23 protein-coding genes are annotated in these 24323 nt (G+C 60.1%); 13 read left to right on the top strand and 10 right to left on the bottom strand.

Annotated features, from left to right (window positions below; all coding sequences use genetic code 11):
- Position 1 precedes the first annotated feature (1 nt).
- Positions 2–796 (bottom strand): MarR family transcriptional regulator, encoded by a 795-nt coding sequence (locus AU074_RS30545; protein ID WP_173860420.1) that lies wholly within the window; start codon positions 794–796, stop codon positions 2–4.
- Positions 797–1157: 361 nt separating this feature from the next.
- Between AU074_RS30545 and AU074_RS30540 the strand changes: the two genes are divergently transcribed.
- On the top strand, positions 1158–1670 hold the full coding sequence (locus AU074_RS30540) for a cupin domain-containing protein (protein ID WP_076017882.1): 513 nt from the start codon (positions 1158–1160) through the stop codon (positions 1668–1670).
- A gap of 9 nt (positions 1671–1679) precedes the next feature.
- On the opposite strand, the gene AU074_RS30535 is transcribed toward AU074_RS30540, so the two are convergent.
- Positions 1680–2924, bottom strand: coding sequence for an amidase (locus tag AU074_RS30535; RefSeq protein ID WP_076017881.1), 1245 nt, complete (start codon positions 2922–2924; stop codon positions 1680–1682).
- 10 nt (positions 2925–2934) lie between these two features.
- Positions 2935–3360 (bottom strand): VOC family protein, encoded by a 426-nt coding sequence (locus AU074_RS30530; protein WP_010167388.1) that lies wholly within the window; start codon positions 3358–3360, stop codon positions 2935–2937.
- Positions 3361–3473: 113 nt separating this feature from the next.
- Between AU074_RS30530 and AU074_RS30525 the strand changes: the two genes are divergently transcribed.
- Positions 3474–4340 carry a LysR substrate-binding domain-containing protein gene (locus tag AU074_RS30525; protein ID WP_076017880.1) on the top strand — a complete coding sequence of 289 codons (867 nt, stop codon included), beginning with the start codon at positions 3474–3476 and terminating at the stop codon, positions 4338–4340.
- A 42-nt stretch (positions 4341–4382) separates the two neighbouring features.
- Here the strand turns inward: AU074_RS30525 and AU074_RS30520 are convergent, their stop codons facing one another.
- Entirely contained in the window at positions 4383–6743 is a 2361-nt protein-coding gene (locus AU074_RS30520) for a glucose/quinate/shikimate family membrane-bound PQQ-dependent dehydrogenase (protein WP_076017879.1), read from the bottom strand.
- A gap of 193 nt (positions 6744–6936) precedes the next feature.
- Here AU074_RS30520 and AU074_RS30515 point away from each other — a divergent pair, with 193 nt between their 5' ends.
- From AU074_RS30515 to pqqE, 10 genes are all read left to right on the top strand, one after another.
- Positions 6937–7848 (top strand): sugar ABC transporter substrate-binding protein, encoded by a 912-nt coding sequence (locus AU074_RS30515; protein WP_076017878.1) that lies wholly within the window; start codon positions 6937–6939, stop codon positions 7846–7848.
- 56 nt (positions 7849–7904) lie between these two features.
- Positions 7905–8387 carry an Lrp/AsnC family transcriptional regulator gene (locus AU074_RS30510; protein ID WP_063026735.1) on the top strand — a complete coding sequence of 161 codons (483 nt, stop codon included), beginning with the start codon at positions 7905–7907 and terminating at the stop codon, positions 8385–8387.
- 167 nt (positions 8388–8554) lie between these two features.
- On the top strand, positions 8555–10237 hold the full coding sequence (locus AU074_RS30505; protein WP_063033888.1) for an NAD(P)/FAD-dependent oxidoreductase: 1683 nt from the start codon (positions 8555–8557) through the stop codon (positions 10235–10237).
- 10 nt (positions 10238–10247) lie between these two features.
- Complete coding sequence (locus tag AU074_RS30500; protein WP_076017877.1) at positions 10248–11042, top strand: carbon-nitrogen hydrolase family protein; 795 nt, start codon at positions 10248–10250, stop codon at positions 11040–11042.
- Between the two features lie 50 nt (positions 11043–11092).
- The gene (pqqF, locus tag AU074_RS30495) at positions 11093–13465 is read left to right on the top strand and encodes a pyrroloquinoline quinone biosynthesis protein PqqF (protein WP_076017876.1); all 2373 of its coding nucleotides are present in this window, start codon (positions 11093–11095) and stop codon (positions 13463–13465) included.
- A gap of 155 nt (positions 13466–13620) precedes the next feature.
- Complete coding sequence (gene pqqA / locus AU074_RS30490; protein ID WP_003194766.1) at positions 13621–13695, top strand: pyrroloquinoline quinone precursor peptide PqqA; 75 nt, start codon at positions 13621–13623, stop codon at positions 13693–13695.
- A gap of 77 nt (positions 13696–13772) precedes the next feature.
- Positions 13773–14684 (top strand): pyrroloquinoline quinone biosynthesis protein PqqB, encoded by a 912-nt coding sequence (pqqB, locus tag AU074_RS30485; protein WP_010167410.1) that lies wholly within the window; start codon positions 13773–13775, stop codon positions 14682–14684.
- Between the two features lie 11 nt (positions 14685–14695).
- Positions 14696–15448, top strand: coding sequence for a pyrroloquinoline-quinone synthase PqqC (gene pqqC / locus AU074_RS30480; RefSeq protein WP_003211042.1), 753 nt, complete (start codon positions 14696–14698; stop codon positions 15446–15448).
- On the top strand, positions 15445–15720 hold the full coding sequence (pqqD, locus tag AU074_RS30475) for a pyrroloquinoline quinone biosynthesis peptide chaperone PqqD (protein ID WP_003211043.1): 276 nt from the start codon (positions 15445–15447) through the stop codon (positions 15718–15720). The genes pqqC and pqqD overlap by 4 nt, the downstream gene beginning before the upstream one ends.
- On the top strand, positions 15713–16852 hold the full coding sequence (pqqE, locus tag AU074_RS30470; protein WP_173860419.1) for a pyrroloquinoline quinone biosynthesis protein PqqE: 1140 nt from the start codon (positions 15713–15715) through the stop codon (positions 16850–16852). The genes pqqD and pqqE overlap by 8 nt, the downstream gene beginning before the upstream one ends.
- A gap of 6 nt (positions 16853–16858) precedes the next feature.
- Here pqqE and AU074_RS30465 read toward each other — a convergent pair whose 3' ends face one another.
- From AU074_RS30465 to AU074_RS30450, 4 genes are all read right to left on the bottom strand, one after another.
- Positions 16859–17017: a YqaE/Pmp3 family membrane protein gene (locus AU074_RS30465; RefSeq protein WP_003211049.1), complete on the bottom strand. Its 159-nt coding sequence runs from the start codon at positions 17015–17017 to the stop codon at positions 16859–16861.
- A 96-nt stretch (positions 17018–17113) separates the two neighbouring features.
- Positions 17114–17434 (bottom strand): DNA-binding transcriptional regulator, encoded by a 321-nt coding sequence (locus tag AU074_RS30460; protein WP_076017874.1) that lies wholly within the window; start codon positions 17432–17434, stop codon positions 17114–17116.
- Positions 17418–17783, bottom strand: coding sequence for a type II toxin-antitoxin system RelE/ParE family toxin (locus tag AU074_RS30455; protein WP_076017873.1), 366 nt, complete (start codon positions 17781–17783; stop codon positions 17418–17420). Before AU074_RS30455 ends, AU074_RS30460 begins: the two co-directional genes overlap by 17 nt.
- A gap of 235 nt (positions 17784–18018) precedes the next feature.
- Positions 18019–19299: an aspartate aminotransferase family protein gene (locus AU074_RS30450; RefSeq protein WP_076017872.1), complete on the bottom strand. Its 1281-nt coding sequence runs from the start codon at positions 19297–19299 to the stop codon at positions 18019–18021.
- A gap of 209 nt (positions 19300–19508) precedes the next feature.
- Between AU074_RS30450 and AU074_RS30445 the strand changes: the two genes are divergently transcribed.
- Positions 19509–20399: a LysR family transcriptional regulator gene (locus AU074_RS30445; RefSeq protein ID WP_063026719.1), complete on the top strand. Its 891-nt coding sequence runs from the start codon at positions 19509–19511 to the stop codon at positions 20397–20399.
- Positions 20400–20625: 226 nt separating this feature from the next.
- Here the strand turns inward: AU074_RS30445 and AU074_RS30440 are convergent, their stop codons facing one another.
- The gene (locus tag AU074_RS30440; protein ID WP_076017871.1) at positions 20626–22404 is read right to left on the bottom strand and encodes an acyl-CoA dehydrogenase C-terminal domain-containing protein; all 1779 of its coding nucleotides are present in this window, start codon (positions 22402–22404) and stop codon (positions 20626–20628) included.
- A gap of 122 nt (positions 22405–22526) precedes the next feature.
- On the bottom strand, positions 22527–24311 hold the full coding sequence (locus tag AU074_RS30435; RefSeq protein WP_076017870.1) for an acyl-CoA dehydrogenase C-terminal domain-containing protein: 1785 nt from the start codon (positions 24309–24311) through the stop codon (positions 22527–22529).
- Positions 24312–24323: the final 12 nt, after the last annotated feature.

The raw sequence follows: 24323 nt of genomic DNA, 5'->3' as shown, positions 1-24323 counted from the left end.
GTTATTTCAGCCCCATCCCTGCTTTTAGAATGTTAACTGCCACACCACACTCTCGCGGGCCGCCAAGACGGATCGCATCAGCAAGCGCAAGATAGTGATAAAGGGTTCTGTCCTTCTTTACCGCTTCCGGCACCGTTTTGTAGAGCGGCTCTATCGCCTGACCACGCTCAGTTCCGAGAGCATCAGGCCAAACCGGAATCAGACCGCCAGCGCTCTTGATGCTTTTGGAGAGCGCAGGCGCTGCGAAGCCTGTTGGAATACCGCGAACCATTGCGCCCGGCTTCACGGGGAAAAAGTACTTCAGAGCATGCTCGGTGATTTTCAGCAGCTCTCGCCGATTAACTTTAGGAAGCCCCGTGTCGTAATCATTGGTGAGCATTCCGGACTCGCGACACCTAGCTATGGAGTTTGAAACCTCGCTTTTGCTTAGCCCAAGAGACGCGGACAGCGCACGCAACGAGTAGCCTTCACTCCAGCTCGCCAGCGGCGGAGAAGGTACGGGGTCCGACCAACCTTCCCACCCATCCTCGTCGTCCAAGGGCGAGTCGAACTCCTGGCGGTGGAATACAGTTTCTTCATCGTCAGCGGGGTAGGTGACTAGCGGCTGCCCCACTCGCCCTCCTGCCGTCATTCGATGTATCTGCTGCGGCTTTAACAAACTCTCAACCGTGTTCGAATTCGACTCAGATTCCATCACCCCATAAAGATTTTCTTCTTGGGCGTGCAGACTGGCCATCTTGAACAAAAGCAAAATATCTTGACTCTTCATAAATTCAAAAACCTCAAGCGTCCACATTCCATAAACCGTGGACACTTGTCTCATTGTAAATATTAAGCCGTCAAGACCTTTCTAGATTTAATCTGAGCTTCGCTAATAACAGGAAAGAAGAGCACCAAGGCGACGCTGGCAAAAAGCACTCTATGCGCGACTGGAAGGAAGGATCCATCAGTGCCTGCGCGTTTTCTTTGAACTCAATTCAGCGGGCTGATCTCGTAGGTTCGAGTCCTACTGGGCCCACCATCTTGAAAGCCGCGCATTGCGCGGATTTGTCGTTTCTGGCGTGCAGCAATGAAAGATTAGTTAGTTGTCCCGAACGGCGACGGCGAAGACCATGATTCCCAATCAACGCCACTCCAGCACGAGGGAAACTTGTTCCATGCCTCAGAAGAAACGTTCGCCGCACAACGCAATCCACCGCCTGGGCCTACGTGCCGCTGCCGCCGTCGCAATCACCCTCGCCACCTTGAGCGGAGCACAAGCCGCCACCGCAGCCCCTGACACCATCAAGGCTTTCAAGCTGTGCACCGGCGCCGACAACGCCTCCCACGTACTGGTAGGCACCATCGACCAGAGCATGCGCAACGACGTGGCCGCCATCCACTTCAAGCAAACCCCGGCGCACTCCTCGTATGGCTGGCATAACGACCCGGAGCCCCAGTACGTCATGACGCTGTCCGGTACCCTGGCATTCGTGACTCGCGGTGGTGAGAAGTTCACGCTGCATCCGGGTGAAGTGCTGATTGCCGCAGACAATACCGGCACAGGGCACCGCTGGAATCTGGTGGACGATCAACCGTGGCGGCGCGGGTACGTGGTGCTGAAGCCAGGCGCGCCGGATTCATTTATCCCGAACGATCCTGCGGCTGCGAAGGTGTGCAAGGGGTCGTAATCTCGCTGATCACGCCAACGCATCAACTATGACCTGCGCCGCGCTCAGCAACGGCGCATCCCCTCTGAACGCCCCAATCACCTGCAACCCCACCGGCAACTCCCCGTCACCACGCGCCACCGGCACATTCACCTGCGGCAATCCAAACGCGCCCCAGAACTTGATGAAGTCCGACGGCCCCGTGGTCTCCAACCCCACCGGCGCCAACATCCCGCAGGAAACACTCAACATCGCATCAAACGGCTGGCAGATTTGCGCAAGCTGCGGGGCCAGTTGCGCCAAGCGTGCCTTGGCTGCCGACTCCTGCTCCCAACTCGTCGCCTGGGCGCGCTCGATCATGGCCAACGTCGAGTCGCTGAGTAGGTCGGGATGAGACTGAAACTCCTTGGCCAACGAACGGGCACCCTCGCAATCGTTGATCAACTGGTGATCGTCGAATACTCCGTCGAACGCCTCGGGCAACACGACTTCACTGACAAGAGGCCCCAACCTCGCTATCGCCAGCTCAATCGCCTGGGCCACGGACGGCTGCACATCCGACCAGCGACAGGTACGGCAGAAGCCAAGCCGCAAAGGCCGGCGCCCTGCCTCAACAGCCGGAAACCCCGGGATCAACACCCGCGCCACTCGCTCAAGATCACGCACCGAACGCCCATACCAACCCACCGTATCGAAGCTAGGCGCCAGGGGTTTCACGCCTTCCAGCGAGACCAGTCCAAACGATGGCTTGAAGGCATACAACCCACAATAAGCGGCTGGCTTGAGCAGCGACCCAGCCGTCTGGGTCCCCAACGCCAACGGGAAGAACCCGGCCGCCATCCCCGCCGCAGAACCCGCACTGGAGCTACCCGGCGTGCGGGACAGATCGAGCGAATTACGCGTCGGCCCCGTGTGCATGTAGGCAAATTCAGTGGTGTGGGTCTTGCCCATGATGATCGCGCCCGCCTGGCGCAATAGCGTTACCACATGGGCATCTCGCGATGGACGATTGCCTTGGTAAATCGGCGAATAGAATTCCGTTGGATGGTCGGCAGTATCGAAGATGTCCTTGACCCCTACGGGCACGCCGTCGAGCAGACCGGCGCAGAGCCCACGGGCTTGATTTCTCACAGACTCAGCATCGAAGGATGCAAACGCCTGGATATCTGGCTCGTCGACACCTATCCGCTCAAGAAAGTGTTCAGCAACCAAAGCAGGCGTAATTGCACCAGAGCCCACCGCGTCGGCAATGTCCGTCGCATCAAGGTCATTCATCGACGCGCCCTCACTTGGCAAACAACTGCCCAATATCCTTGAATGCCTTGAACTCCAACGCGTTGCCGCACGGATCAAACAGAAACAACGTCGCCTGCTCACCCACCTGACCTTTGAAACGAATGTGCGGCTCAAGCACAAATCGCGTATTCCGCGCCTGCAATCGCTCCGCCAGCGCATGCCAATCATCCCAGCTCAGCACCACGCCAAAATGCGGCACCGGCACGTCGTGGCCGTCTACCGCATTGGTGTGCGCAGCTTCCTGAGAAGCGGTTTTCGGGTGTTCATGGATGACCAGTTGATGCCCGAAGAAGTCGAAGTCGACCCAATGATCACTGGCACGTCCCTCCTCCAACCCAAACACCTCACCATAAAACTGCCGCGCAGCCGCCAAGTCGAATACCGGAATCGCCAGGTGAAAAGGAGCCAGTGCCATCAGGTCTAACCTCTGTGGGTATTAAGTCCTTCCGAGTCTAGCCTTGCCGTCATCGATGGAAAGACGATAGTTTTCGCATCGAGCTCAAATTATTTTGATCAATCGAGACGCCCATGCTGCGGGAACTGAAAACCTTTATCGCCGTTACCCGCCATGGCACGTTCGCTGCGGCGGGCATGCATATCGGGCTGACGCAGTCGGCGGTGAGTGCGCAGATTCGCCAGTTGGAGCAGGTACTCGGCGTGCAGTTGTTCGACCGCACCGGGCGCCAGGCCACACTGAATGCGGCGGGCATCCGCGCGCTGCCGCTGGCCAGGGAGATTCTCGAGACGTTCAACCGCATGGCCGTGCCGGTGGATGCCAACGAATACCGTGGCGAATTGAAAGTCGGCGCGATCACCACCGCCCAAACCGGGCTGCTGCCCCAAGCCCTCGTGCGCTTGCGCCAGGCTGCGCCGACGGTCGAATGCAAATTAGTGCCAGGGGTTTCCCTGGAGTTGCTCAGCCAGGTCGACGCAGGCGAGTTGGATTCGGCGATCATCATTCGCCCGCCCTTTGACTTGCCCAAGGAACTGCACGTGCAGGTGCTGCGCAAGGAGCCGTTTGTGTTGATCGTGCCGCACACGGTCAAGGGTGATGACCCACTGCAACTGCTCGCCGCTCATCCTCATGTGCGCTACGACCGCGCTTCGTTTGGCGGCCGGCTGGTCAGTCGTTTTCTGCGGGAGCAGCGGCTGGATGTGCAAGTGGCGCTGGAACTGGACGAGATCGAGGCACTGGTCAAAATGGTCGAATGCGGCCTGGGTGTGTCACTGGTTCCCCATGCCGGGCTATGGCTGGATCGCACGCCACAGGTGCGCGTCATCCCGCTGGGCGAACTGACCTTTCACCGTGAAATCATCCTGCTCAGCCGCTACAGCCAGCGCAACCTTCCGGTGCCACAACTCTTCGCCCGATGCCTGCTGGCTGACGTGATCTGAAACGCAAAAAAAAGCCGCACATCCGTGCGGCTTTTTCAGGCTCTATTTCTTGGGCAGCGCATAGGCAATCACATAATCCCCACGGTCCGGCGACTGGCGCGCACCACCGGCGGTGAGCACGATGTACTGGGTGCCAGTCTTGGGCGACACGTAGGTCATCGGCCCCGATTGGCTACCCACTGGCAGGCGGGATTTCCAGATCTCATTGCCGTTGCCGGTATCGAAGGCGCGCAGGTAGAAGTCCTGAGTGCCGGCGAAGAACAACAGACCAGACTGGGTCGCCAGCGATGCGCCAAGAGTCGGCATGCCAATCGGAATCGGCATGTGCATGCGGATACCCAGCGGCCCGGTGTCTTCAACCGTGCCCACCGGTACTTGCCACACAAGCTTGTGGGTTTTCAGGTCGATGGCAGATATGGTGCCGAACGGCGGCTTCTGACAGGGAATGCCCGCCGCCGAGAGGAAGCGCTCGCGCATCGCACCGAACGGTGTACCGTCTTGCGGCACCACGCCCATTTCGATGCCACTGGCACCGGCGGCGATCTTGTCTCGCGGAATCATGTAGTTGGCCAAACCCAGGCGCATGTCGTTGACGAACATGTAGTGGGTGTTCGGGTCCACCGACACGCTGCCCCAGTTCATACCCCCCAGCGAACCCGGGAATTGCAGCGCCCGGTCCAGGCCTGGCGGCGTATAGACGCCCTGGTGACGCATGCCCTTGAACTGGATGCGGCACATCAATTGGTCAAACGGCGTGGCGCCCCACATGTCGGATTCGGTCAGTTGCTGATTGCCGATCGAAGGCATGTCCACCGAGAACGGCTGGGTCAGCGAATAACGCTCGCCGGGCACATTGCCCTGAGGCACCGGACGCTCTTCGACCCGGGCGATGGGCACGCCGGTTTCGCGGTTGAGCAGGAAGATCTCACCCTGCTTGGTGACTTGGGCCAGCGCAGGCTGTACGCCACCGTTGCCGTCCGGAATGTCGTAGAGCAGCGGTTGCGCCGGCAGGTCAAAGTCCCACAGGTCGTGGTGAGTGGTCTGGAAGTGCCAGCGCACCTGGCCGGTCTTCACGTCGATGGCGACGATGGAGGAGCTCCACTTGTCGTCATAGGCGGTACGTTCACCGGCGAAGAAATCCGGGGTGGCGTTACCGGTTGGCAGGTAGACCAGACCGAGCTTGGCGTCGTAGGACATGGCCGACCACACGTTCGGCGTGCCACGGGTGTAGGTCTCGCCCGCAGGCGGGCGTTTGGTGGTGTTCGGGTTGCCCGGATCCCAGGCCCACACCAGTTCGCCGCTGTGCACGTCAAAGGCGCGCACCACGCCTGGCGGTTCGCCGGTGGAGAAGTTGTCTGCCACACGCCCGCCAACGATCACCACATTGCCCGCCACCAGTGGCGTCGAGGTTTGCTGGTAATAACCGGGTTTTACTTCGCCCATGTCGGTTTTCAGGTCGACGGTGCCGTGGTCGCCGAAGTCGTCGCAGGGCGCGCCGGTTTCAGCATTGATCGCAATCAACCGGGCATCGCCGGTCGGCAGAAACAGACGTTTCACACAGGCTTTGGCGCTGGCAGGTTGCTCACTCGCGCTGCTGTCGAAATAGCCCAGGCCACGGCAACGCTGCCAGTTGGGACCGCTGCCCTGGGGGTCGAATTTCCAGCGCTGGGCGCCGGTGTCGGCATCCAGGGAAAACACTTTGCCATAGGCGGTGCACACGTAAACGCTGTCACCGATCTGCAGCGGGGTGTTCTGGTCTTCGGCGCCGGCGCCATTGCTCTCGGGGATGTCGCCGGTGTGGAAGGTCCAGGCCACCTGCAACTTGTCGATGTTGCCTTTGTTGATCTGGTCCAGCGCGGCAAATCGGTTGCCAGCGGTGGTATTGCCCCAGTGGGCCCAGTCTTTTTGCTCGGTGCCCGGTGTCACCGGCGTCACCGCCGGCTCACTGCTGGCCTTGACCACATGGGTCGGCACAAACATGTACGCCAGGGTGGCGACCACGCCCAGGCCCAGCAGCCCGGCAACGCCATAGGCGCCGCGCCCGGGTGTCGATCCCGAGGCGCGGGCGAGCTGTGGATAAATCAGCGCGACTACCAGGCCGATGACGGCAAAGGTCAACACTCGCGAAACAAGCGGCCAGTATTCCAGGCCGGTGTCCCACACCGCCCAGATCGCGGTCAGTACCAATGCCACGGCGTACAGCCATGCGCCCTGAGGCCTGCGCTTGGCGATCAGTACACCGGAGACCAGCATCGCCAGGCCCATCAGCAGGAAATACCAACTGCCGCCCAACGCTACGAGGTAACCGCCACCGCCTGCCAAACCCAGGCCGATCAATGCTATCAGCAGGCCCAGCCCAACCAGCAACACTCTGCTGCCGGTGGCAGCCCCAAAGTTATTCATCGCGCAAACGTCCTTCCTGTATACCCAACTGGAAATAATGTACCAAATGGTTACTTTTAACAATCTGGCACAAATCAATGTGTGCGATCAGCGGCGAAAATAAATTCCGGGGCTTACTTGAAGTGGAATTTTATTTCCAATAGTGTCTACTTCAGAATCTTTGTCGCGCCAAAACAATAAGAAGGAATCTCCCATGAAGCGCCTGCTTGGCTGTGCCTGTGCCCTGCTGTTGTCCACCGCCGCCCACGCTGAATTGCGCATCGGGGTATCCGTCGGACAATTCGATAACTACGTTTCCTACCTGGTGCAGGCCATGCAGGACCGCGCCAAGGCCTCGCCTGATGGAGTCAAGTTGCAGGTGGAAGACTCCGCAAGCGACGTGGTCCGCCAGTTGAACCAGGTGGAAAGCTTCATCAGCCAGAAAGTCGACGCGATCATCGTCAACCCGGCCGACACCGCGGCTACCCGCAAGATCACCGAGAAAGCCAACGCCGCCGGTATCCCGCTGGTGTACATGAACAGCCGTCCCGAGGTCGAAACCTTCCCGCCGGGCGTGGTCTTCGTCGGCACCGACGAGCGCGCCATCGGCCGGATGCAGATGGAATACCTGGCCGAGAAGATGGGCGGCAAAGGTAACCTGGCGATCATTCTCGGCCGTCTCGCCCACAGTGATACCGGCAAACGCACCAATGGGGTCAAGGACGTGCTGGCCAAGTACCCCGAGATCAAAGTCGTCGAAGAACAGTCCGGCGACTGGCAGCGGGAAAAAGGCATGGACCTGATGAATGATTGGCTGACCAAGGGCCAAACCATCAACGCCGTGGCCTCCAACAATGACGAGATGGGCATCGGTGCCGCCATGGCCCTGCGCCAGACCGGGCGCCAGGACATTCTGGTGGGCGGCATCGACGGTACGCCGGATGGTTTGCAGGCGCTGAAAAAGGGCCAACTGGCAGTGACCGTGTTCCGCGACCCGGTGGCCATCGGTGCTGGCTCGGTGGACGCCGCGCTGATGCTGATCAAGCATGCCGCCCTGCAAGGCGATGTATGGATTCCTACGCAACTGGTCACCCCGGAAAACTACCAGCAGTTCCTGCGCAACTGAGCCAAATCCCGCCGCGAGCATCAAGGGGACCGAGCCTGTAACATGCTCGCCCATTGATGCCAGCGCCGGAGAACACCTTGCCCGCCTCTCACCCTCCCGTCCTCGATGAAATCGATCGCCAGTTGATCGCCGCGTTGCAGATCAACGCCCGCGAAAGCGTGGCCATGCTCGCCCGGCAACTGGGCATCGCCCGCACCACCGTCACCTCGCGCTTGGCACGCCTGGAAAAAACCCAAGTGATTACCGGCTATGGCGTGCGCCTGAGCCAGCGCGTGGTAAATGGCGGTTTGCAGGCCTACGTGGGGATTACCGTGCAACCGCGTTCCGGCAAGGAAGTGCTGCGTCGGATCAGCGCCATGGCGCAGGTTCAGCAACTGTGTGCGGTCAGCGGTGAGTTCGATTACGTGGCCTGGCTGCGCACCGATTCGCCGGAACAGCTGGATCAACTGCTGGACCAGATCGGCAGCGTCGATGGCGTGGAGAAGACCACCACCTCGATCATCCTCAGTAACAAACTGGATCGTGGCCAACCAATCTGACCAGAAGATTCGTCACTCTGACTAAAAACAATTCATTCCGACGACACATTGCGTCTTATTAACGAACGCTACGCTCCCTAGAATGGCTGCCATCTTTTCCTATACTCAGCGGGTCGCGCCCCGCCGAGTCGCCAGCAAGGTCAGCCATGAGCATTCCTTCCAGCACCATCAGCAAGCCCAACCGCCACCCTGCTACCGGTAAAAAGCCGATCACCATCTTTGGCCCGGACTTCCCGTTCGCCTTCGATGACTGGATCGAACACCCGGCGGGCCTGGGCAGCATTCCGGCGGCCAACCACGGCGCCGAAGTGGCGATCGTCGGGGCCGGGATTGCCGGGCTGGTGGCCGCCTACGAGCTGATGAAGCTGGGCCTGAAACCCGTGGTGTATGAAGCCTCGAAAATGGGTGGCCGCTTACGCTCCCAGGCGTTTGAAGGCGCCGAAGGCATCATCGCGGAACTGGGCGGCATGCGCTTCCCGGTGTCCTCCACTGCGTTCTATCACTATGTGGACAAGCTCGGGCTTGAGACCAAACCCTTCCCCAACCCACTGACTCCAGCCTCCGGCAGCACGGTCATCGACCTCGAAGGCCAGACGCACTACGCACAGAAACTCGCCGACCTTCCTGCACTGTTCCAGGAAGTGGCTGACGCCTGGGCCGACGCCCTGGAAGCCGGCTCGCAGTTCAGCGATATCCAGCAAGCCATCCGCGACCGTGACGTACCGCGTCTGAAAGAGCTGTGGAATACGCTGGTTCCGTTGTGGGACGACCGCACCTTCTACGACTTCGTAGCGACCTCCAAAGCGTTCGCCAAGTTGTCCTTCCATCACCGTGAAGTGTTCGGCCAGGTTGGCTTCGGCACCGGTGGCTGGGACTCGGACTTCCCCAACTCGATGCTGGAAATCTTCCGCGTGGTGATGACCAACTGCGACGATCACCAGCACCTGGTGGTCGGCGGCGTCGCCCAAGTACCCATGGGTATCTGGCGCCATGTGCCGGAGCGTTGCGCCCACTGGCCCGAAGGCACCAGCCTGAGTTCGCTGCACAACGGCGCGCCACGGGCCGGGGTCAAGCGCATTGCCCACGCGCCGGACGGCCGTTTCGCCGTCACCGACAACTACGGCGACACCCGTGAATACGCCGCCGTGCTGACCACCTGCCAGAGCTGGCTGCTGACCACCCAGATCGAGTGCGACGAAACCCTGTTCTCGCAAAAGATGTGGATGGCCCTCGACCGCACCCGCTATATGCAGTCGTCGAAGACCTTCGTGATGGTCGACCGGCCATTCTGGAAGGACAAGGATCCAGAGACAGGCCGTGACTTGATGAGCATGACGCTGACGGATCGCCTGACCCGTGGCACCTACCTGTTCGACAACGGCGACGATAAGCCAGGGGTGATTTGCCTGTCCTATTCCTGGATGAGCGACGCCCTGAAAATGCTCCCGCAGCCCATCGAGAAGCGGGTGAAACTGGCCCTCGACGCGTTGAAAAAGATCTACCCGAAAGTCGACATCGCCGCGCGGATCATCGGCGATCCGATCACCGTATCGTGGGAAGCCGACCCGCACTTCCTCGGGGCTTTCAAGGGGGCGCTGCCGGGCCACTATCGCTACAACCAACGGATGTACGCGCACTTCATGCAGAAAGATATGCCGGCGGAGCAACGCGGTATTTTCATCGCCGGCGACGACGTATCGTGGACACCTGCGTGGGTCGAAGGCGCCGTGCAAACCTCGCTGAATGCGGTGTGGGGCATCATGACTCACTTCGGCGGCAGCACTCACCCGCAGAACCCGGGCCCGGGCGATGTGTTCGACGAGATCGGGCCAATCGCTCTGCCCGAATAAGGAGTTGCCCATGCGTGTCGCCCTGTATCAATGCCCGCCTCTGCCGCTGGACGTGGCCGGCAATCTCAAGCGCCTGCATCAGTTGGCGCAAGAGGCCACCGACGCCGACCTGCTGGTACTGCCGGAGATGTTTCTCACCGGCTATAACATCGGCGTGGAAGCGGTCGGCGCCCTGGCTGAAGCGCAGGACGGCCCGTCTGCGCAGTCCATCGCCGCGCTGGCGAAAAATTCGGGCGTGGCGATTCTGTATGGCTATCCGGAACGCGGTGCAGATGGGCAGATCTACAACGCCGTGCAGTTGATCGACGCCAATGGGCAACGTCTCTGCAACTACCGCAAGACGCACCTGTTTGGCGATCTCGACAACTCAATGTTCAGCGCCGGCGACGATGATTTCCCGCTGGTGGAATTGAACGGGTGGAAGCTGGGTTTCCTGATTTGTTATGACCTGGAATTCCCGGAGAACACCCGGCGCCTGGCGCTGGCCGGGGCGGAGTTGATCCTGGTACCGACGGCCAATATGGTGCCCTTCGATTTCGTCGCCGATGTGACCGTGCGGGCGCGGGCGTTTGAAAACCAGTGTTATGTGGCCTACGCCAATTACTGCGGGCAGGAAGGCGAGATCCAGTATTGCGGGCAAAGCAGCATCGCCGCGCCGGATGGCCAGCGCATTGCCCAGGCGGGTCTCGATGAGGCGTTGATTGTCGGCACTCTGGATCGGCAGTTGATGGTCGACTCACGCGCGGCCAATCGCTACCTGCTGGACCGGCGTCCCGAGCTTTATGGTGCGTTGCACAAGCACTGACCCGGCAGGTTTGCGCTAGCATAGGCACTTCCTACGTTTCGGAAATGCTCATGCCTGCGCCGGCCCACCCTCATCACCTTCAATTGACCCTGGCCAACGGCCTGCGGGTTTCCTTGCGTCATGCACCGCGTTTGAAGCGCTGCGCGGCGGCCTTGCGCGTTGCGGCGGGCAGTCACGATGTGCCCTTGGCATGGCCGGGACTGGCGCATTTTCTTGAGCATTTGTTGTTCCTGGGCACCGAGCGTTTTCCTGCGAACGAAGGGCTGATGGCCTACGTGCAGCGTCAGGGCGGGCAGGTCAATGCCAGCACCCGCGAACGCACTACCGACTTTTTCTTTGAGGTGCCTGTTTCGGCATTTGAGGCAGCATTGGCGCGTCTGGGGGATATGCTCGCCCATCCGCGCCTGGCCGTCGAAGACCAACTGCGCGAGCGAGAAGTGCTGCACGCGGAATTTGTCGCCTGGTCGCAAGATGCCACGGCGCAACGGCAACAAGCGTTGCTGGAAGGCTTTGCGGCGGATCATCCGTTGCGGGCGTTTCATGCGGGCAATCGGGATAGCTTGCCGCTAGAGCGTGAGGATTTTCAGCAGGCGTTGCGGGACTTTTATGAAGGCTTCTATCAGACCGGGCAGATGACCTTGAGCCTTGCGGGCCCTCAGTCGCTGGCGGAGCTAGAGGCATTGGCGCAACAGTTTGGCGCTGCATTGAAGACTGCACCGCTGTTGCCACAGAAGCCTGCGCCCGCGTTGCTGGCCGGCAATCAACGTACTTATCAACACACCGATGAGCATTACTGGCATCAGGTTGTGGTAAGCGAGGCATCCCCTGACGCGTTGGACTTCCTCTGCCTGTGGCTGAACGCTTCGGCGCCAGGCGGATTGCTCGCCGAGTTGCAGACGCAACAGCTGGTCAGCGCCGTTAACGCAACTGTCCTGTATCAGTTCGCCGGCCAGGCTGTATTGGATATCAAGTTCACTCTGGACACTCACGGAGCATCACAGACGATCCTGATCGAAGAACTGCTGCACGACTGGCTGAGCTTTTTCGCCCACAGTGACTGGACCCTGTTGCGGGAAGAGTACGCGCTGCTGCTCGCTCGCAAACTACAGGCCAGCGGTGCCCTGGCATTGGCCCGACAGAATCACGAGCCCATCCTGTCAGAACATGGCGCCGCGTCCCTCAAAGTCCTGTTGGACTCGCTGCAATTGCCGCCGTCCCGGCACGCCTGGCAACTGCCGCCCCCCAATCCGTTCCTGCGCCCGGCGGTCAAGGAAGAGCGCCCGGGGTTGATTCGAGGCCAAACCAGCGCCCATCGCGGTTTGCGCACGTTCGCCCAAGATCGCTCCCGTGGCCGAAAGGACCTTTCGGCGTTGACCTTCAGCCAAGCACTGCCAAACGACACAGATGAAGGCGCGCTTTACCTGCGCTGGCATCTGGATTCGCCGCTGCATGCAGAGCTTTTCCCACGGTTGCGCGAGAACGCCAGCCAGGCTGGCGTCCAGCTGTCTTTCGAGACAATTGGCGGTTACTGGCAGTTGAAGATGGTCGGGCTGCACGAACCCATGCCCGCGATATTGGAGGAAGTGGCACGCGGTCTTGCCCATCTGGATGAAAGGACTGTGACCCATCCCGCCGCAGCACAGACCATGGCGATCCGGCAGTTGCTCAAGACATTGCCCGGCTATTGCGCCGGCATCACACCTGCAGACCAGATGGCCGGCCAAGATCGATGGTCGACCGCCCGCTGGCAAGGACTTGCCGTCGGACTGCCAGCCGCCTGCGAAATGGCGATAAAGAGCGCAGCAGGGAAACTGCCGGGGCAACCGGAAGCGGCTATCGGCAAGCTTCCATCAATCAGCGGCCAGCAGGTTTGGCATGAAGTAAGCACCGACTCCAGCGACAGCGCGCTGCTGCTGTTCTGTCCTACACCGACCCAGTCCCTGGCCGACGAGGCATGCTGGCGTTTGCTCGCACATCTACTGCAGACCCCTTTCTACCAACGCCTGCGGGTCGAACTGCAACTGGGCTACGCGGTATTCAGCGGTATCCGACAATTCAACGGACAAACCGGCCTGCTGTTCGGGGTGCAATCCCCGAACGTTTCCGTCGCGCAAATCCTCGATCACCTGCACGCGTTCCTGAAACAGCTGCCCGCGCTGATCAACGCCGGCGAACTGCCAAACGATCTGGCCCAGCAATTTTCCCTCGACGCCCTACCCACCGCCCAAGCCACCGAACTGCTCTGGCACGCGCATTTGGCAGGCCACCCGTCGGATTACATCCAACAGCTGCGAGATTTCATCCAGACCCGCACCCGCCAGGATTTAATGGAAGCGGCACAGCATCTCAATGCTGCTGCAGGCGGCTGGCGCTGCGTGGCTAACAGCGAGTGCCTGCCGGCCCCCTGGCAATTATCTGGCTGATCATTGCCGCTTCGGTAAAAGGCTTTTTCCCACAGGACAGCGCTATCTTCACAAGAAGTACGTAACATTCACATGCACACCTCTGAACATCTCCGCTTGGAGGTGGACTATATGTATTGGTAGTAAATGTCCCATCCATCCGTAGGAGTAAGAACATGACCTGGTCCAAACCTGCTTACACTGATCTGCGTATCGGCTTTGAAGTCACCATGTACTTTGCCAGCCGCTGATTGGCTTTGTATCGCAATGCAACGCCTCGGCTCGCCCGGGGCGTTTTTATTTTTGAGTTATGTGTAGTGGAGCGGCCATGTTTGTCCAGATTCTAGGTTCCGCCGCGGGCGGTGGTTTCCCGCAATGGAACTGCAACTGCGTGAACTGCGCAGGTTTTCGCGACGGTAGCCTGCGGGCCGAGGCGCGTACCCAGTCGTCCATCGCGATTTCCGATGACGGCGTGAACTGGGTGCTGTGCAACGCTTCGCCAGACATCCGCGCCCAACTTCAAGGGTTCGCCCCGATGCAACCCGGTCGCGCCCTGCGGGACACCGGTATCAGCGCGATCATCCTGATGGACAGCCAGATCGACCACACCACCGGCCTGCTCAGCCTGCGCGAAGGCTGCCCGCACCAGGTGTGGTGCACCGACATGGTCCATGAGGACCTGAGCACCGGCTTCCCGCTGTTCACCATGCTGACCCACTGGAATGGCGGCCTTGCCTGGAACCGCATCGAGCTGGACGCCAGCTTCACCATTCCCGCCTGCCCTAACCTGCGTTTCACACCGCTACCCCTGCGCAGCGCGGCGCCGCCCTACTCGCCTCACCGATTCGACCCACACCCGGGCGACAACATCGGCCTGATCGTCGAAGACCTGCGCACCGGCGGCAAGCTGTTCTATGCGCCGGGCCTGGGCAAGGTCGACGGGCCGTTGCTGGAGATCATGGCCGGCAGCGATTGCCTGCTGGTGGACGGCACGATGTGGGATGACGACGAAATGCAGCGCCGTGGCGTCGGCACCCGTACCGGTCGCGAGATGGGCCACCTTGCGCAAAACGGCCCCGGCGGCATGCTGGAAGTGCTGGAGCAGTTGCCCAAGCAGCGCAAGGTGCTTATCCACATCAACAACACCAACCCGATCCTGGATGAGGACTCGCCCGAGCGAGCCGAACTGCTGCGACGCAATGTGGAAGTGGCGTACGACGGCATGAGCATTGAATTGTAGGAGTGAGCCAAATGACTGACACACCGCTGACCACTGCCGAGTTTGAACAGGCCCTGAGGGCCAAGGGCGCGTTCTACCATATTCATCACCCGTATCACGTGGCGATGTATGAAGGCCGCGCCACCCGCGAGCAGATCCAGGGTTGGGTCGCCAACCGTTTTTATTATCAGGTGAACATTCCCCTCAAGGACGCCGCGATCCTGGCCAACTGCCCGGACCGGGAGATTCGTCGTGAGTGGATCCAGCGCCTGCTGGATCACGACGGCGCCCCCGGCGAAGACGGCGGCATTGAAGCCTGGCTGCGCCTGGGCCAGGCAGTCGGCCTGGACCCGGATCAACTGCGCTCCCAGGAATTGGTACTGCCCGGCGTACGATTTGCGGTAGACGCCTACGTCAACTTCGCCCGTCGCGCCAGTTGGCAAGAAGCTGCCAGCAGTTCCCTGACCGAATTGTTCGCCCCACAGATCCACCAGTCGCGCCTCGACAGCTGGCCCCAGCACTACCCGTGGATCGACCCGGCAGGCTACGAGTATTTCCGCACCCGTCTGGGCCAGGCTCGCCGGGATGTGGAGCACGGTCTGGCAATCACCTTGCAGCACTACACCACCCGCGAAGGCCAGGAGCGCATGCTGGAAATTCTCCAGTTCAAACTGGACATTCTCTGGAGCATGCTTGATGCCATGAGCATGGCTTACGAACTGAAACGCCCGCCGTATCACAGCGTGACTGATCAGCGTGTATGGCATAAGGGGATCACCCTATGAGCTTCGATCGCAGCAAAAAACCGACCTGGCGCCAGGGCTATCGCTTCCAGTACGAACCGGCGCAAAAAGGCCATGTGTTGCTGTACCCGGAAGGCATGATCAAGCTAAACGACAGCGCCGCGCTGATCGGTGGCTTGATCGATGGCGAGCGCGATGTAAGCGCGATCATTGCCGAGCTGGACAAGCAATTCCCTGGCGTGCCCGAGCTCGGTGAAGACATCGAGCAATTCATGGAGGTTGCCCGTGCTCAGCACTGGATCGAACTTGCCTGACCTGCCACCGAAACCGGAGATCGGCCTGCCGCTATGGTTGCTGGCCGAGCTGACGTATCGCTGCCCGCTGCAATGCCCGTATTGCTCCAATCCGCTGGATTTCGCCGAGCAGGGCAAGGAGCTGAGCACCGAACAGTGGATCAAGGTATTTCGCGAAGCCCGGGAAATGGGCGCCGCGCAACTGGGTTTTTCCGGTGGTGAACCGCTGGTGCGCCAGGACCTCGCCGAACTGATCGCCGAGGCGCGCAAGTTGGGCTTCTACACCAACCTGATCACTTCAGGCATCGGCCTCACCGAGCAGAAGATCAGCGACTTCAAGAAGGCTGGCCTGGACCATATCCAGATCAGCTTCCAAGCCAGCGACGAGCAAGTGAACAACCTGCTGGCCGGCTCGAAAAAAGCCTTCGCGCAAAAACTGGAAATGGCCCGGGCGGTGAAAGCCCACGGCTACCCGATGGTGCTGAACTTCGTCACCCATCGGCACAATATCGACAAGATCGACCGCATCATTGAGCTGTGCATTGCGCTGGAGGCGGACTTTGTCGAGCTTGCCACCTGCCAGTTCTATGGCTGGGCCCAGCTCAATCGGGTCGGCCTGTTGCCGACCCAGGAACAGCTGGTGCGCGCCGAACGCATCACCAACGAATACCGCGCCAAACTCGAAGCCGAAGGCCACCCGTGCAAGCTGATCTTCGTCACGCCGGATTACTACGAGGAACGCCCGAAAGCCTGCATGAATGGCTGGGGCAGCATCTTTCTGACGGTAACGCCGGACGGTACTGCACTGCCGTGCCACGGAGCCCGACAAATGCCGGTGCAATTTCCCAACGTGCGCGACCACAGCATGCAACACATCTGGTACGACTCGTTCGGCTTCAACCGCTTCCGCGGCTACGACTGGATGCCCGATCCGTGCCGTTCATGCGATGAGAAGGAAAAGGACTTCGGCGGCTGCCGCTGCCAGGCGTTCATGCTGACCGGGGATGCCAGCAATGCGGACCCTGTGTGCAGCAAATCGGAGCACCACGGGCTGATCCTTCAGGCCCGTGAAGAAGCGGAGCACGCCATCCAGACCATCGAGCAACTGGCCTTTCGCAATGAGCGCAATTCACGGCTGATCGCGAAAGGCTGAGGCCCGTTAACGTTTGGCGATGATATACACCGCGTGCACGATGCCAGGGATGTAGCCGCACAAGGTCAGCAGGATGTTCAGCCAGAACGCGCCGGCGAAACCTACTTGCAGGAACACACCCAGTGGCGGCAACAGAATGGCGATGATGATGCGAATGATATCCATGGGTTCAGCTCCAGAAAATCGGCTCGTGTGAGCCGTACAAGCTAATCGACCTTGGCCGTTGGTAAGGGTTCAGTGGGATCTGGCACCGGGCCATCTTCAGGCCAGAATTTCCAAACCATGCTTCTGCACGATGCTCAACAGCTTGAGCGCCATGCCGCTGGGCCGCTTCTCACCTGACTCCCATTGCTTCACCGTGGAGGCGCTGGTGTTCAAGTAACGGGCAAATACAGGTTGGCTGACGTGGCTTCGCTCGCGTAGTTGTTTGATTTGCTCGGCCTGAATTTGCGCTGGGACCGAAGCAAGACATGCCTCATCGAACTCACGTAGAGTGGTTTTGCTGATGGCACCTATTGCATATAGCGCTTGAGCAGATTGGTGGATGGACTCAAGCACTTCCGTTTCATATTTTTTGGTCATGATGTATCTCCACAAACTCCCTGACATCCAGAAGGTGTTGAACCTGTGCTTCGTTTAATTCTTCGTAGACTTTGGCCAGCAGCCGCAAATTGACGAGTTCCTTCTGGCTGATATTGCTTTGTTTCTGCTTGTCAAAAAGAGAATGATAAACCCAGTAATGCCTGCCCTTGGCCAGGACAATGGAGCGATGCCTGTTTTGGTTCAGGCGTTTTTTCCAAACACCTCCTCCGAGATTATCCGCTTGCCCTCTGAGCAACTCGCCAAACGCCTCCTTCAGCTCCGAATCGCAAATCCAGGCCTTGCTAGCCGAATTCGCAAAATACCGGGTTTTGAACAACCTTAGCCTCATGGATATCCATCTCCATAAACATACCACCCAGTGGTATAGATTAAAAATGGGACGTAAAGAAAAACTCCACGCCCAATCGGCAGTCCTTGCCGACGTCCGCTAAAAGGCCATTTTTCCCAACGATGCTCAAGCACCCTTTTCAATCCAAAAATTACGCAGAAAAAAAACGCCCCCAGCCAAAAGAATCAGGCTGGAGGCGCCGCGTATACCGCGAGACGGTTCAGGAAATAAGGGGTTAAACGGCAATGCCCTTGCGGCATTGCAGCTGTGCGGTACGCACTCGGGAGAACGCTCGCGCCAGGCGCAGGAGCATTTCGTCGGTGTTGCTTTTGCTCAAGGTGAGCGCCGGAGTGAAGCGCAGGCAGTCGGGTTGCGGCGCGCTCAGGATCAGTCCTTCACTCAGCGCTGCCTTTACCACCGCATCTGCCGAATCTTCCGACAGGCTCAGGCCCCAAAGCAGGCCCTGGCCACGTAGCTCGCCCTGACCATAACGATGAGCCAGGCGGGCCAATCCATCGCCCATGTACGCGCCGACCTCGCAGATGTGTTCAAGAAATCCGTGGTTCAACACCGTATCGAGCACCGCTACGCCAGCAGATGCCATCAGCGCATTGCCGTGGTGGGTGCCTTCTAGCTCACCGAGTTCGAAACAGCACGCCTTGCCCCGCGCAAGCAACGCCGCCAGCGGCACACCTCCACCCAAGCCCTTGCCCAGGCAGATAATGTCGGCGCGTACGCCATAGTGCTGTTCGGCGAGCAAGGTGCCACAGCGCCCAGTGCCGGTTTGCACTTCGTCGAGGATCAACAGGATGCCCAGCTCGCGGCACAGGCGTTCGACACCCTTGAGATAGTGCTCGGTCGCAGGGATGACACCCGCATCGTTCTGGATCGGTTCCAGCATGATTGCCACGGTCTGTGCGTCGACGGCTGCATGTAATGCAGGCAGGTCGTTGAACGGCACATGACTGAATCCCGGCAATTGCGGCTCAAAACGGTTTTCACTGGCAGCGGCCGATGCCGACATCGCCGCAAAGCTGCGGCCATGGCAACCGTTGCTGGCGGTGATGATGCGATAGGCGCCACCGCGGTGCAGTTGGCCCCATTTGCGCGCCAGCTTGATCGCCGCTTCGCAGGCTTCAGCGCCGCTGTTGAGCAGGTACGCCTGGTCGCTGCCGGTGCGGTGGCATAGGCGATCGGCGAGGTTCAGTTGAACGCGGTTGTGCAGGCCGTGGCCGGGGTTGATCAGTGATTGGGCCTGATCGGCCAACGCCTGGGTCAGTACCTGCGGGCTATGGCCCAAGCTGTTGGCGCCGCCACCCTGGCTGAAGTCGAGATAGGCGCGGTCTTCGCTGTCCCATAGCCAGGAACCCTGGCCGCGTACAAACACCTGGGGCGGACGCGTCACGCTGGGCATCAGGCAGTTGCTGGAAAGGTCGTCTCGCAGTGTCGGAGTTTTCGCATCGAAGATCAGATCATCAAGGCTGGGGACCGGGCGACGCAGGTTGAACAGGTTCATGGATAAACCCCGCTGGCAATCGCACCTTGGTCGGTATTACCGATCAACCCACGGCTGAGGTTTTTTGCCCTGCCTATGCAAACACCGTCAACATAAACACTACTCATCGCACTTTCCGGCCCTGTAAGCCCTGTGAATAGGCGCTAGACTAGGCGTCTCGGGGGCACTCGGCCATTTCGATTTTCCAGCATTTTCGATAAGCGTTACTTATGGATTTCAAGCAACTGCGTTATTTCGTCGCGGTGTATGAAGAAGGCCACGTGGGCCGGGCTGCAGAGCGCCTGTCGATCTCCCAGCCCGCCTTGTCGCAGCAGATTCGCCAGCTCGAACAGAACCTCGATGTGAGCCTATTCGAACGCAGCAGCAAGCGCCTGCTGCCAACCCTCGCCGCGCACACCTTGTACAACCACGCCCTGCCCTTACTCGACGGCATGCAGCAAGCCGTGGAAGCCCTGCGCAACTTCAAGGGCCAGGCGTTGCGTACCCTGGCGATCGGCGTGCTGCAAACCGTGCACACTAGCCTGGTGCCGCAAATGCTCGAACGGGTGCGCAAGGCCCAGCCGCACTTGGTGGTACAGATCTACGAACTGACCGGTATGGAAATCGAACGCCGGCTGCTCAACGGCTCGCTCGACATCGGCATCAGTTACCTGCCGCCGCGCCAGCCGGGGTTGCACGGTGTGCTGCTGTATGAAGATGAACTCAAGGTGGTCATCCCGTCTGACCACCCGCTGCGGGAATTCAAGAAAGTCTCCTTGAAGCAGGCCGCGGAGTTACCGATGTTGCTGCTGGGGGAAGAGTTTCAGGTACGGCAGATCTGGCAGGGCCAACTGGCCAACCTGGGCCGTCGTCCGCAAGTGCAGGCAGAGTTGAATACGATGGTGGGGATTCTCGACAGCCTGCCCTACACCAAGCTGGCGACAGTACTGCCCGGGCGCTCCCAGGACGAACACAACAGCAAGGCGTTGCTGTGGAAACCCCTGAGCGAACCACGGGTGCCGCTGAAAGTAGGATTGGTGTGCCGGGATGTGCAGCGTCAGCAAGCAACGTTGGAATTGTTGCGCACGCTGCTGGAAGACGTGATGAACGCGCCTGTCTGACTTTTTCGCAGGCAAAAGAAAACCCCGCCGAAGCGGGGCTTTGCAGACTGTTTCCCTGACATCCATTTCACTCCGCCTTCCTGGCAGAATCCTACGTGTCCATGTTGTTGCTTTGCGCTTCCTGCGCGACGTCCATGTGAAGTAGATTATCCGTGGATCCAATATGGCGATAGAGGACGAATAGCAGCACGTCATGTAAGAGAATGCTTACACGCCCTCCAAACCCTTAGAACAGTGCTTCATCCAGCAAAAACAGCGATTCGCTACCGGCTTTTACCGAAGCACTGAGGGACGCGATCCTCGGCAGCAAGCGGGCAAAGTAGAAACGCGCGGTGCCCAGTTTGCTGGCGTAGAAATCTTCCTGAGCCTCTTTGCCCAAGGCCGCCTTGGCCATCAGGGCCCACATGTAGGCATAGGCCATGTAGCCGAACGCGTGCAGGTATTCCACCGACGCCGCACCGATTTCATTCGGGTTGGACTTGGCGCGATCCAGCAGCCAGGCGGTCAGATCGTCCAGATCATCCACCGCCGCGTTCAGCGGCTTGGTGAACTCGGCCAGTTCAGCGCCTGCAGTGGCGGTGAAATGGCGGATCTCGTCGGCGAACAACTTATAGAACGCCCCGCCGCTGCCGACGATCTTGCGTCCCACCAGGTCCAGGGCTTGAATGCCGTTGGTGCCTTCGTAGATCTGGGTGATGCGCACATCACGCACCAGTTGCTCCTGGCCCCATTCGCGAATGTAGCCGTGGCCGCCGAAAATCTGCTGGCCATGCACGGTGGTTTCCAGGCCCAGGTCAGTCAGAAATGCCTTGGCAACCGGGGTCAGCAAGGCAACCAGGTCGTCCGCACGTTTGCGGGTGGTGGCGTCTTCGCTGAACTTCGCGGTGTCGAGTTGCATCGCCACGTAGGTGGAGAATGCGCGGCCACCTTCGTTCGAGGCTTTCATGGTCAGCAGCATGCGCCGCACGTCCGGGTGGACGATGATCGGGTCGGCAGCCTTATCCTTGGCTTTTGGACCGGTTGGCGAACGGCTTTGCAGGCGGTCGCGGGCGTATTCGATAGCGTTCTGATAAGAGCGCTCGCCGGAAGCCAGGCCTTGGATGCCGACACCCAGACGCTCGTAATTCATCATGGTGAACATCGCCGCCAGGCCACGGTTCGGTTCGCCCACCAGGTAGCCCACGGCTTCGTCGAAGTTCATTACGCACGTCGCGGAAGCCTGGATGCCCATCTTGTGTTCGATGGAGCCACAGGTCACCGGGTTGCGCGCGCCCAGGCTGCCGTCGGCATTCACCATGAACTTGGGCACCAGGAACAGCGAGATGCCCTTGGGACCGGCGGGTGCGTCCGGCAGCTTGGCCAGCACCAGGTGGATGATGTTGTCGGTGAGGTCGTGCTCGCCACCGGTGATGAAGATCTTGGTGCCGCTGACCTTGTAGGAACCGTCTGCCTGAGGCTCGGCCTTGGTCCGAATAATCCCGAGGTCGGTGCCCGCATGAGGCTCGGTCAGGCACATGGAGCCGGCCCACACGCCCGAATACATATTCGGCAGGTAGGTGGCCTTGAGTTCTTCGCTGGCGTGGGTGTTGATCGACACGCAGGCGCCGGACGTCAGCATCGGGTACAGGCCAAAGGCCAGGCCCGAGGAGTTGATCATCTCTTCAACCTGGGCCGATACCGCCTTGGGCATGCCCATGCCGCCGTAGGTCGGGTCACCACCGACGCCTACCCAACCGCCTTCGGCGTATGTCTTGTAGGCGTCCTTGAAGCCGGCCGGGGTGAAGACCGCGCCATTCTCCCAGCGGCAGCCTTCTTCGTCGCCGCCACGGCTGAGCGGGGCGACGGTCTTGGAGGTGACTTTGCCGGCTTCTTCGAGGATTGCCTCAACGGTCTCGGCGTCGACGGTCTCCGCCAGCGCAGGCAGTTGGGCCCAGAGTTTGGCGACCTCGAAAACTTCGTTGAGGACGAAGCGCATATCGCGCAGCGGCGCTTTGTAGTCAGCCATGGCAAACCTCGTGAGAACTAAAACGTTATTCGGGTGGGGTCAGTTTTACAGACCCCGAGTGTAACCGAACAACTTTTGTGACACATAGGGTCTAATCATGACCAACAAGTACTTTACGGTCACTAAAGCGCGAACAGCTCCGCGGGCAGACTCATCAGGCACTCGCTGCCCGCCTCCACTGCCGCCCGGTGGGCTGCCGTGCGCGGTAGCAGGCGCTTGAAGTAGAACTCGCATGTCGCCAGCTTGCCTCGAGCGTAATCGGCATCACCGCTGCCGCTGTCCAACTGCTCCTGTGCCACCAACGCCATGCGCAGCCACAGATAGGCGAGGATGATGTAGCCGCTGTACATGAGGTAATCCAGGGCCGCCGCGCCGACTTCATCCGGATTCTTCATGGCGGCCATGCCGACCTTGACCGTCAGTTCGCCCCATTGCTGATTCAACTCATTGAGCTGCGCCACATGGGCCTTGAGTTGCGGATGCTCGGCGTTTGCCGCGCAGAACTTGTGGACGATCCTGGTAAAGCCACGCAGCAGCTTGCCCTGGCTGCCGAGCACCTTGCGCCCGAGCAAATCCAGCGCCTGGATGCCATTGGTGCCTTCATAGATCGGCGCAATCCGGCAGTCCCGCACCAACTGCTCCATGCCCCACTCACGAATGTAGCCATGGCCGCCGAATACTTGCATGCCGTGGTTGGTCACCTCCAGCCCGGTTTCGGTCATGAAGGCTTTACAGATCGGCGTAAGGAAGGCCAACAGGTCTTCAGCCTCCTGACGCTGACCTTCTTCGCCGCTCAAGTGCGCGGTATCGAGTAACTGCGCGCAGAAGTAGGTCAGCGCCCGGTTGCCTTCGTTGAAAGCTTTCATGGTCAGCAACATGCGCCGCACATCCGGGTGGACGATGATCGGGTCGGCGGCTTTTTCCGGAGCCTTGGCACCGGTCAGCGAACGCATCTGCAAGCGGTCGTTGGCGTACTTGATCGCACCCTGGAAGCTCGCTTCACCCAGGCAAAGGCCCTGCATGCCGGTGCCCAACCGCGCGTGGTTCATCATGGTGAACATGCAGTTCAGGCCCTTGTTCGCCTCACCGATCAGGAAGCCGCGGGCGCCATCGAAGTTCAGCACACAGGTGGCCGAAGCCTTGATGCCCATCTTGTGTTCGATCGAGCCGCACGCCATCGCGTTGCGTTCACCCGAGTCGGCGTGGAATTTAGGCACGATAAACAGCGAAATACCCTTGGTCCCCGCCGGCGCGTCCGGCAGCTTGGCCAGCACCAGGTGGATGATGTTTTCACTCATGTCGTGCTCGCCGGCCGAGATGAAAATCTTGCTGCCGGTGACCGCGTAGCTGCCGTCTGCCTGAGGCACGGCGCGGGTCTTGATAAGCCCAAGGTCGGTGCCGCAATGGGCTTCGGTCAGGCACATAGTGCCCGTCCACTGGCCGGCGGTGAGTTTGCTCAGGTAGGTGTTTTTCTGTTCTTCAGTGCCATGGGCCCGGATCGCCGACATCGCACCGTGGGTCAGGCCGGGGTACATGCCCCAGGACGTGTTGCTGGAGGAGATCATCTCCGCGAGCACCAGGCCCAGGGACATTGGCAAGCCCTGCCCACCGTAGGCCGGGTCTGCAGCCAAACCGTGCCAGCCGCCTTCCACGTACTGGGCGAAGGCTTCCTTGAAGCCCTTTGGCGTGGTCACCACGCCGTTGTCGAAATGGCAGCCTTCTTCGTCGCCGGAACGGTTCAACGGCGAGAGAACGTTTTCGCAGAACTTCGCGCCTTCTTCGAGGATCGCGCCGACCATGTCCGGGCTCGCGTCAGTTGCCCCCAGCGCCGCGTAGTGGCCGTGGAAGTCAAAAACGTGATCGATCAGAAAGCGCATGTCGCGCAGGGGAGCTTTATAGTCAGGCATGGCAATGTCTCC

Source organism: Pseudomonas sp. ATCC PTA-122608 (assembly GCF_001952855.1).
Taxonomy (GTDB): Bacteria; Pseudomonadota; Gammaproteobacteria; order Pseudomonadales; family Pseudomonadaceae; genus Aquipseudomonas.
The sequence above is the reverse complement of the archived record's forward strand: the minus strand, read 5'-3'. Positions and strand labels throughout refer to the sequence as shown.

Excerpts from the sequence above, each read along its gene's own strand:
- AU074_RS30545 (WP_173860420.1), bottom strand. The coding sequence starts at position 796 with ATGTGGACGCTTGAGGTTTTTGAATTTATGAAGAGTCAAGATATTTTG.
- AU074_RS30540 (WP_076017882.1), top strand. The coding sequence starts at position 1,158 with ATGCCTCAGAAGAAACGTTCGCCGCACAACGCAATCCACCGCCTGGGC.
- AU074_RS30535 (WP_076017881.1), bottom strand. The coding sequence starts at position 2,924 with ATGAATGACCTTGATGCGACGGACATTGCCGACGCGGTGGGCTCTGGT.
- AU074_RS30530 (WP_010167388.1), bottom strand. The coding sequence starts at position 3,360 with ATGGCACTGGCTCCTTTTCACCTGGCGATTCCGGTATTCGACTTGGCG.
- AU074_RS30525 (WP_076017880.1), top strand. The coding sequence starts at position 3,474 with ATGCTGCGGGAACTGAAAACCTTTATCGCCGTTACCCGCCATGGCACG.
- AU074_RS30520 (WP_076017879.1), bottom strand. The coding sequence starts at position 6,743 with ATGAATAACTTTGGGGCTGCCACCGGCAGCAGAGTGTTGCTGGTTGGG.
- AU074_RS30515 (WP_076017878.1), top strand. The coding sequence starts at position 6,937 with ATGAAGCGCCTGCTTGGCTGTGCCTGTGCCCTGCTGTTGTCCACCGCC.
- AU074_RS30510 (WP_063026735.1), top strand. The coding sequence starts at position 7,905 with ATGCCAGCGCCGGAGAACACCTTGCCCGCCTCTCACCCTCCCGTCCTC.
- AU074_RS30500 (WP_076017877.1), top strand. The coding sequence starts at position 10,248 with ATGCGTGTCGCCCTGTATCAATGCCCGCCTCTGCCGCTGGACGTGGCC.
- pqqF (WP_076017876.1), top strand. The coding sequence starts at position 11,093 with ATGCCTGCGCCGGCCCACCCTCATCACCTTCAATTGACCCTGGCCAAC.
- pqqB (WP_010167410.1), top strand. The coding sequence starts at position 13,773 with ATGTTTGTCCAGATTCTAGGTTCCGCCGCGGGCGGTGGTTTCCCGCAA.
- pqqC (WP_003211042.1), top strand. The coding sequence starts at position 14,696 with ATGACTGACACACCGCTGACCACTGCCGAGTTTGAACAGGCCCTGAGG.
- pqqD (WP_003211043.1), top strand. The coding sequence starts at position 15,445 with ATGAGCTTCGATCGCAGCAAAAAACCGACCTGGCGCCAGGGCTATCGC.
- AU074_RS30465 (WP_003211049.1), bottom strand. The coding sequence starts at position 17,017 with ATGGATATCATTCGCATCATCATCGCCATTCTGTTGCCGCCACTGGGT.
- AU074_RS30460 (WP_076017874.1), bottom strand. The coding sequence starts at position 17,434 with ATGACCAAAAAATATGAAACGGAAGTGCTTGAGTCCATCCACCAATCT.
- AU074_RS30455 (WP_076017873.1), bottom strand. The coding sequence starts at position 17,783 with ATGAGGCTAAGGTTGTTCAAAACCCGGTATTTTGCGAATTCGGCTAGC.
- AU074_RS30450 (WP_076017872.1), bottom strand. The coding sequence starts at position 19,299 with ATGAACCTGTTCAACCTGCGTCGCCCGGTCCCCAGCCTTGATGATCTG.
- AU074_RS30445 (WP_063026719.1), top strand. The coding sequence starts at position 19,509 with ATGGATTTCAAGCAACTGCGTTATTTCGTCGCGGTGTATGAAGAAGGC.
- AU074_RS30440 (WP_076017871.1), bottom strand. The coding sequence starts at position 22,404 with ATGGCTGACTACAAAGCGCCGCTGCGCGATATGCGCTTCGTCCTCAAC.
- AU074_RS30435 (WP_076017870.1), bottom strand. The coding sequence starts at position 24,311 with ATGCCTGACTATAAAGCTCCCCTGCGCGACATGCGCTTTCTGATCGAT.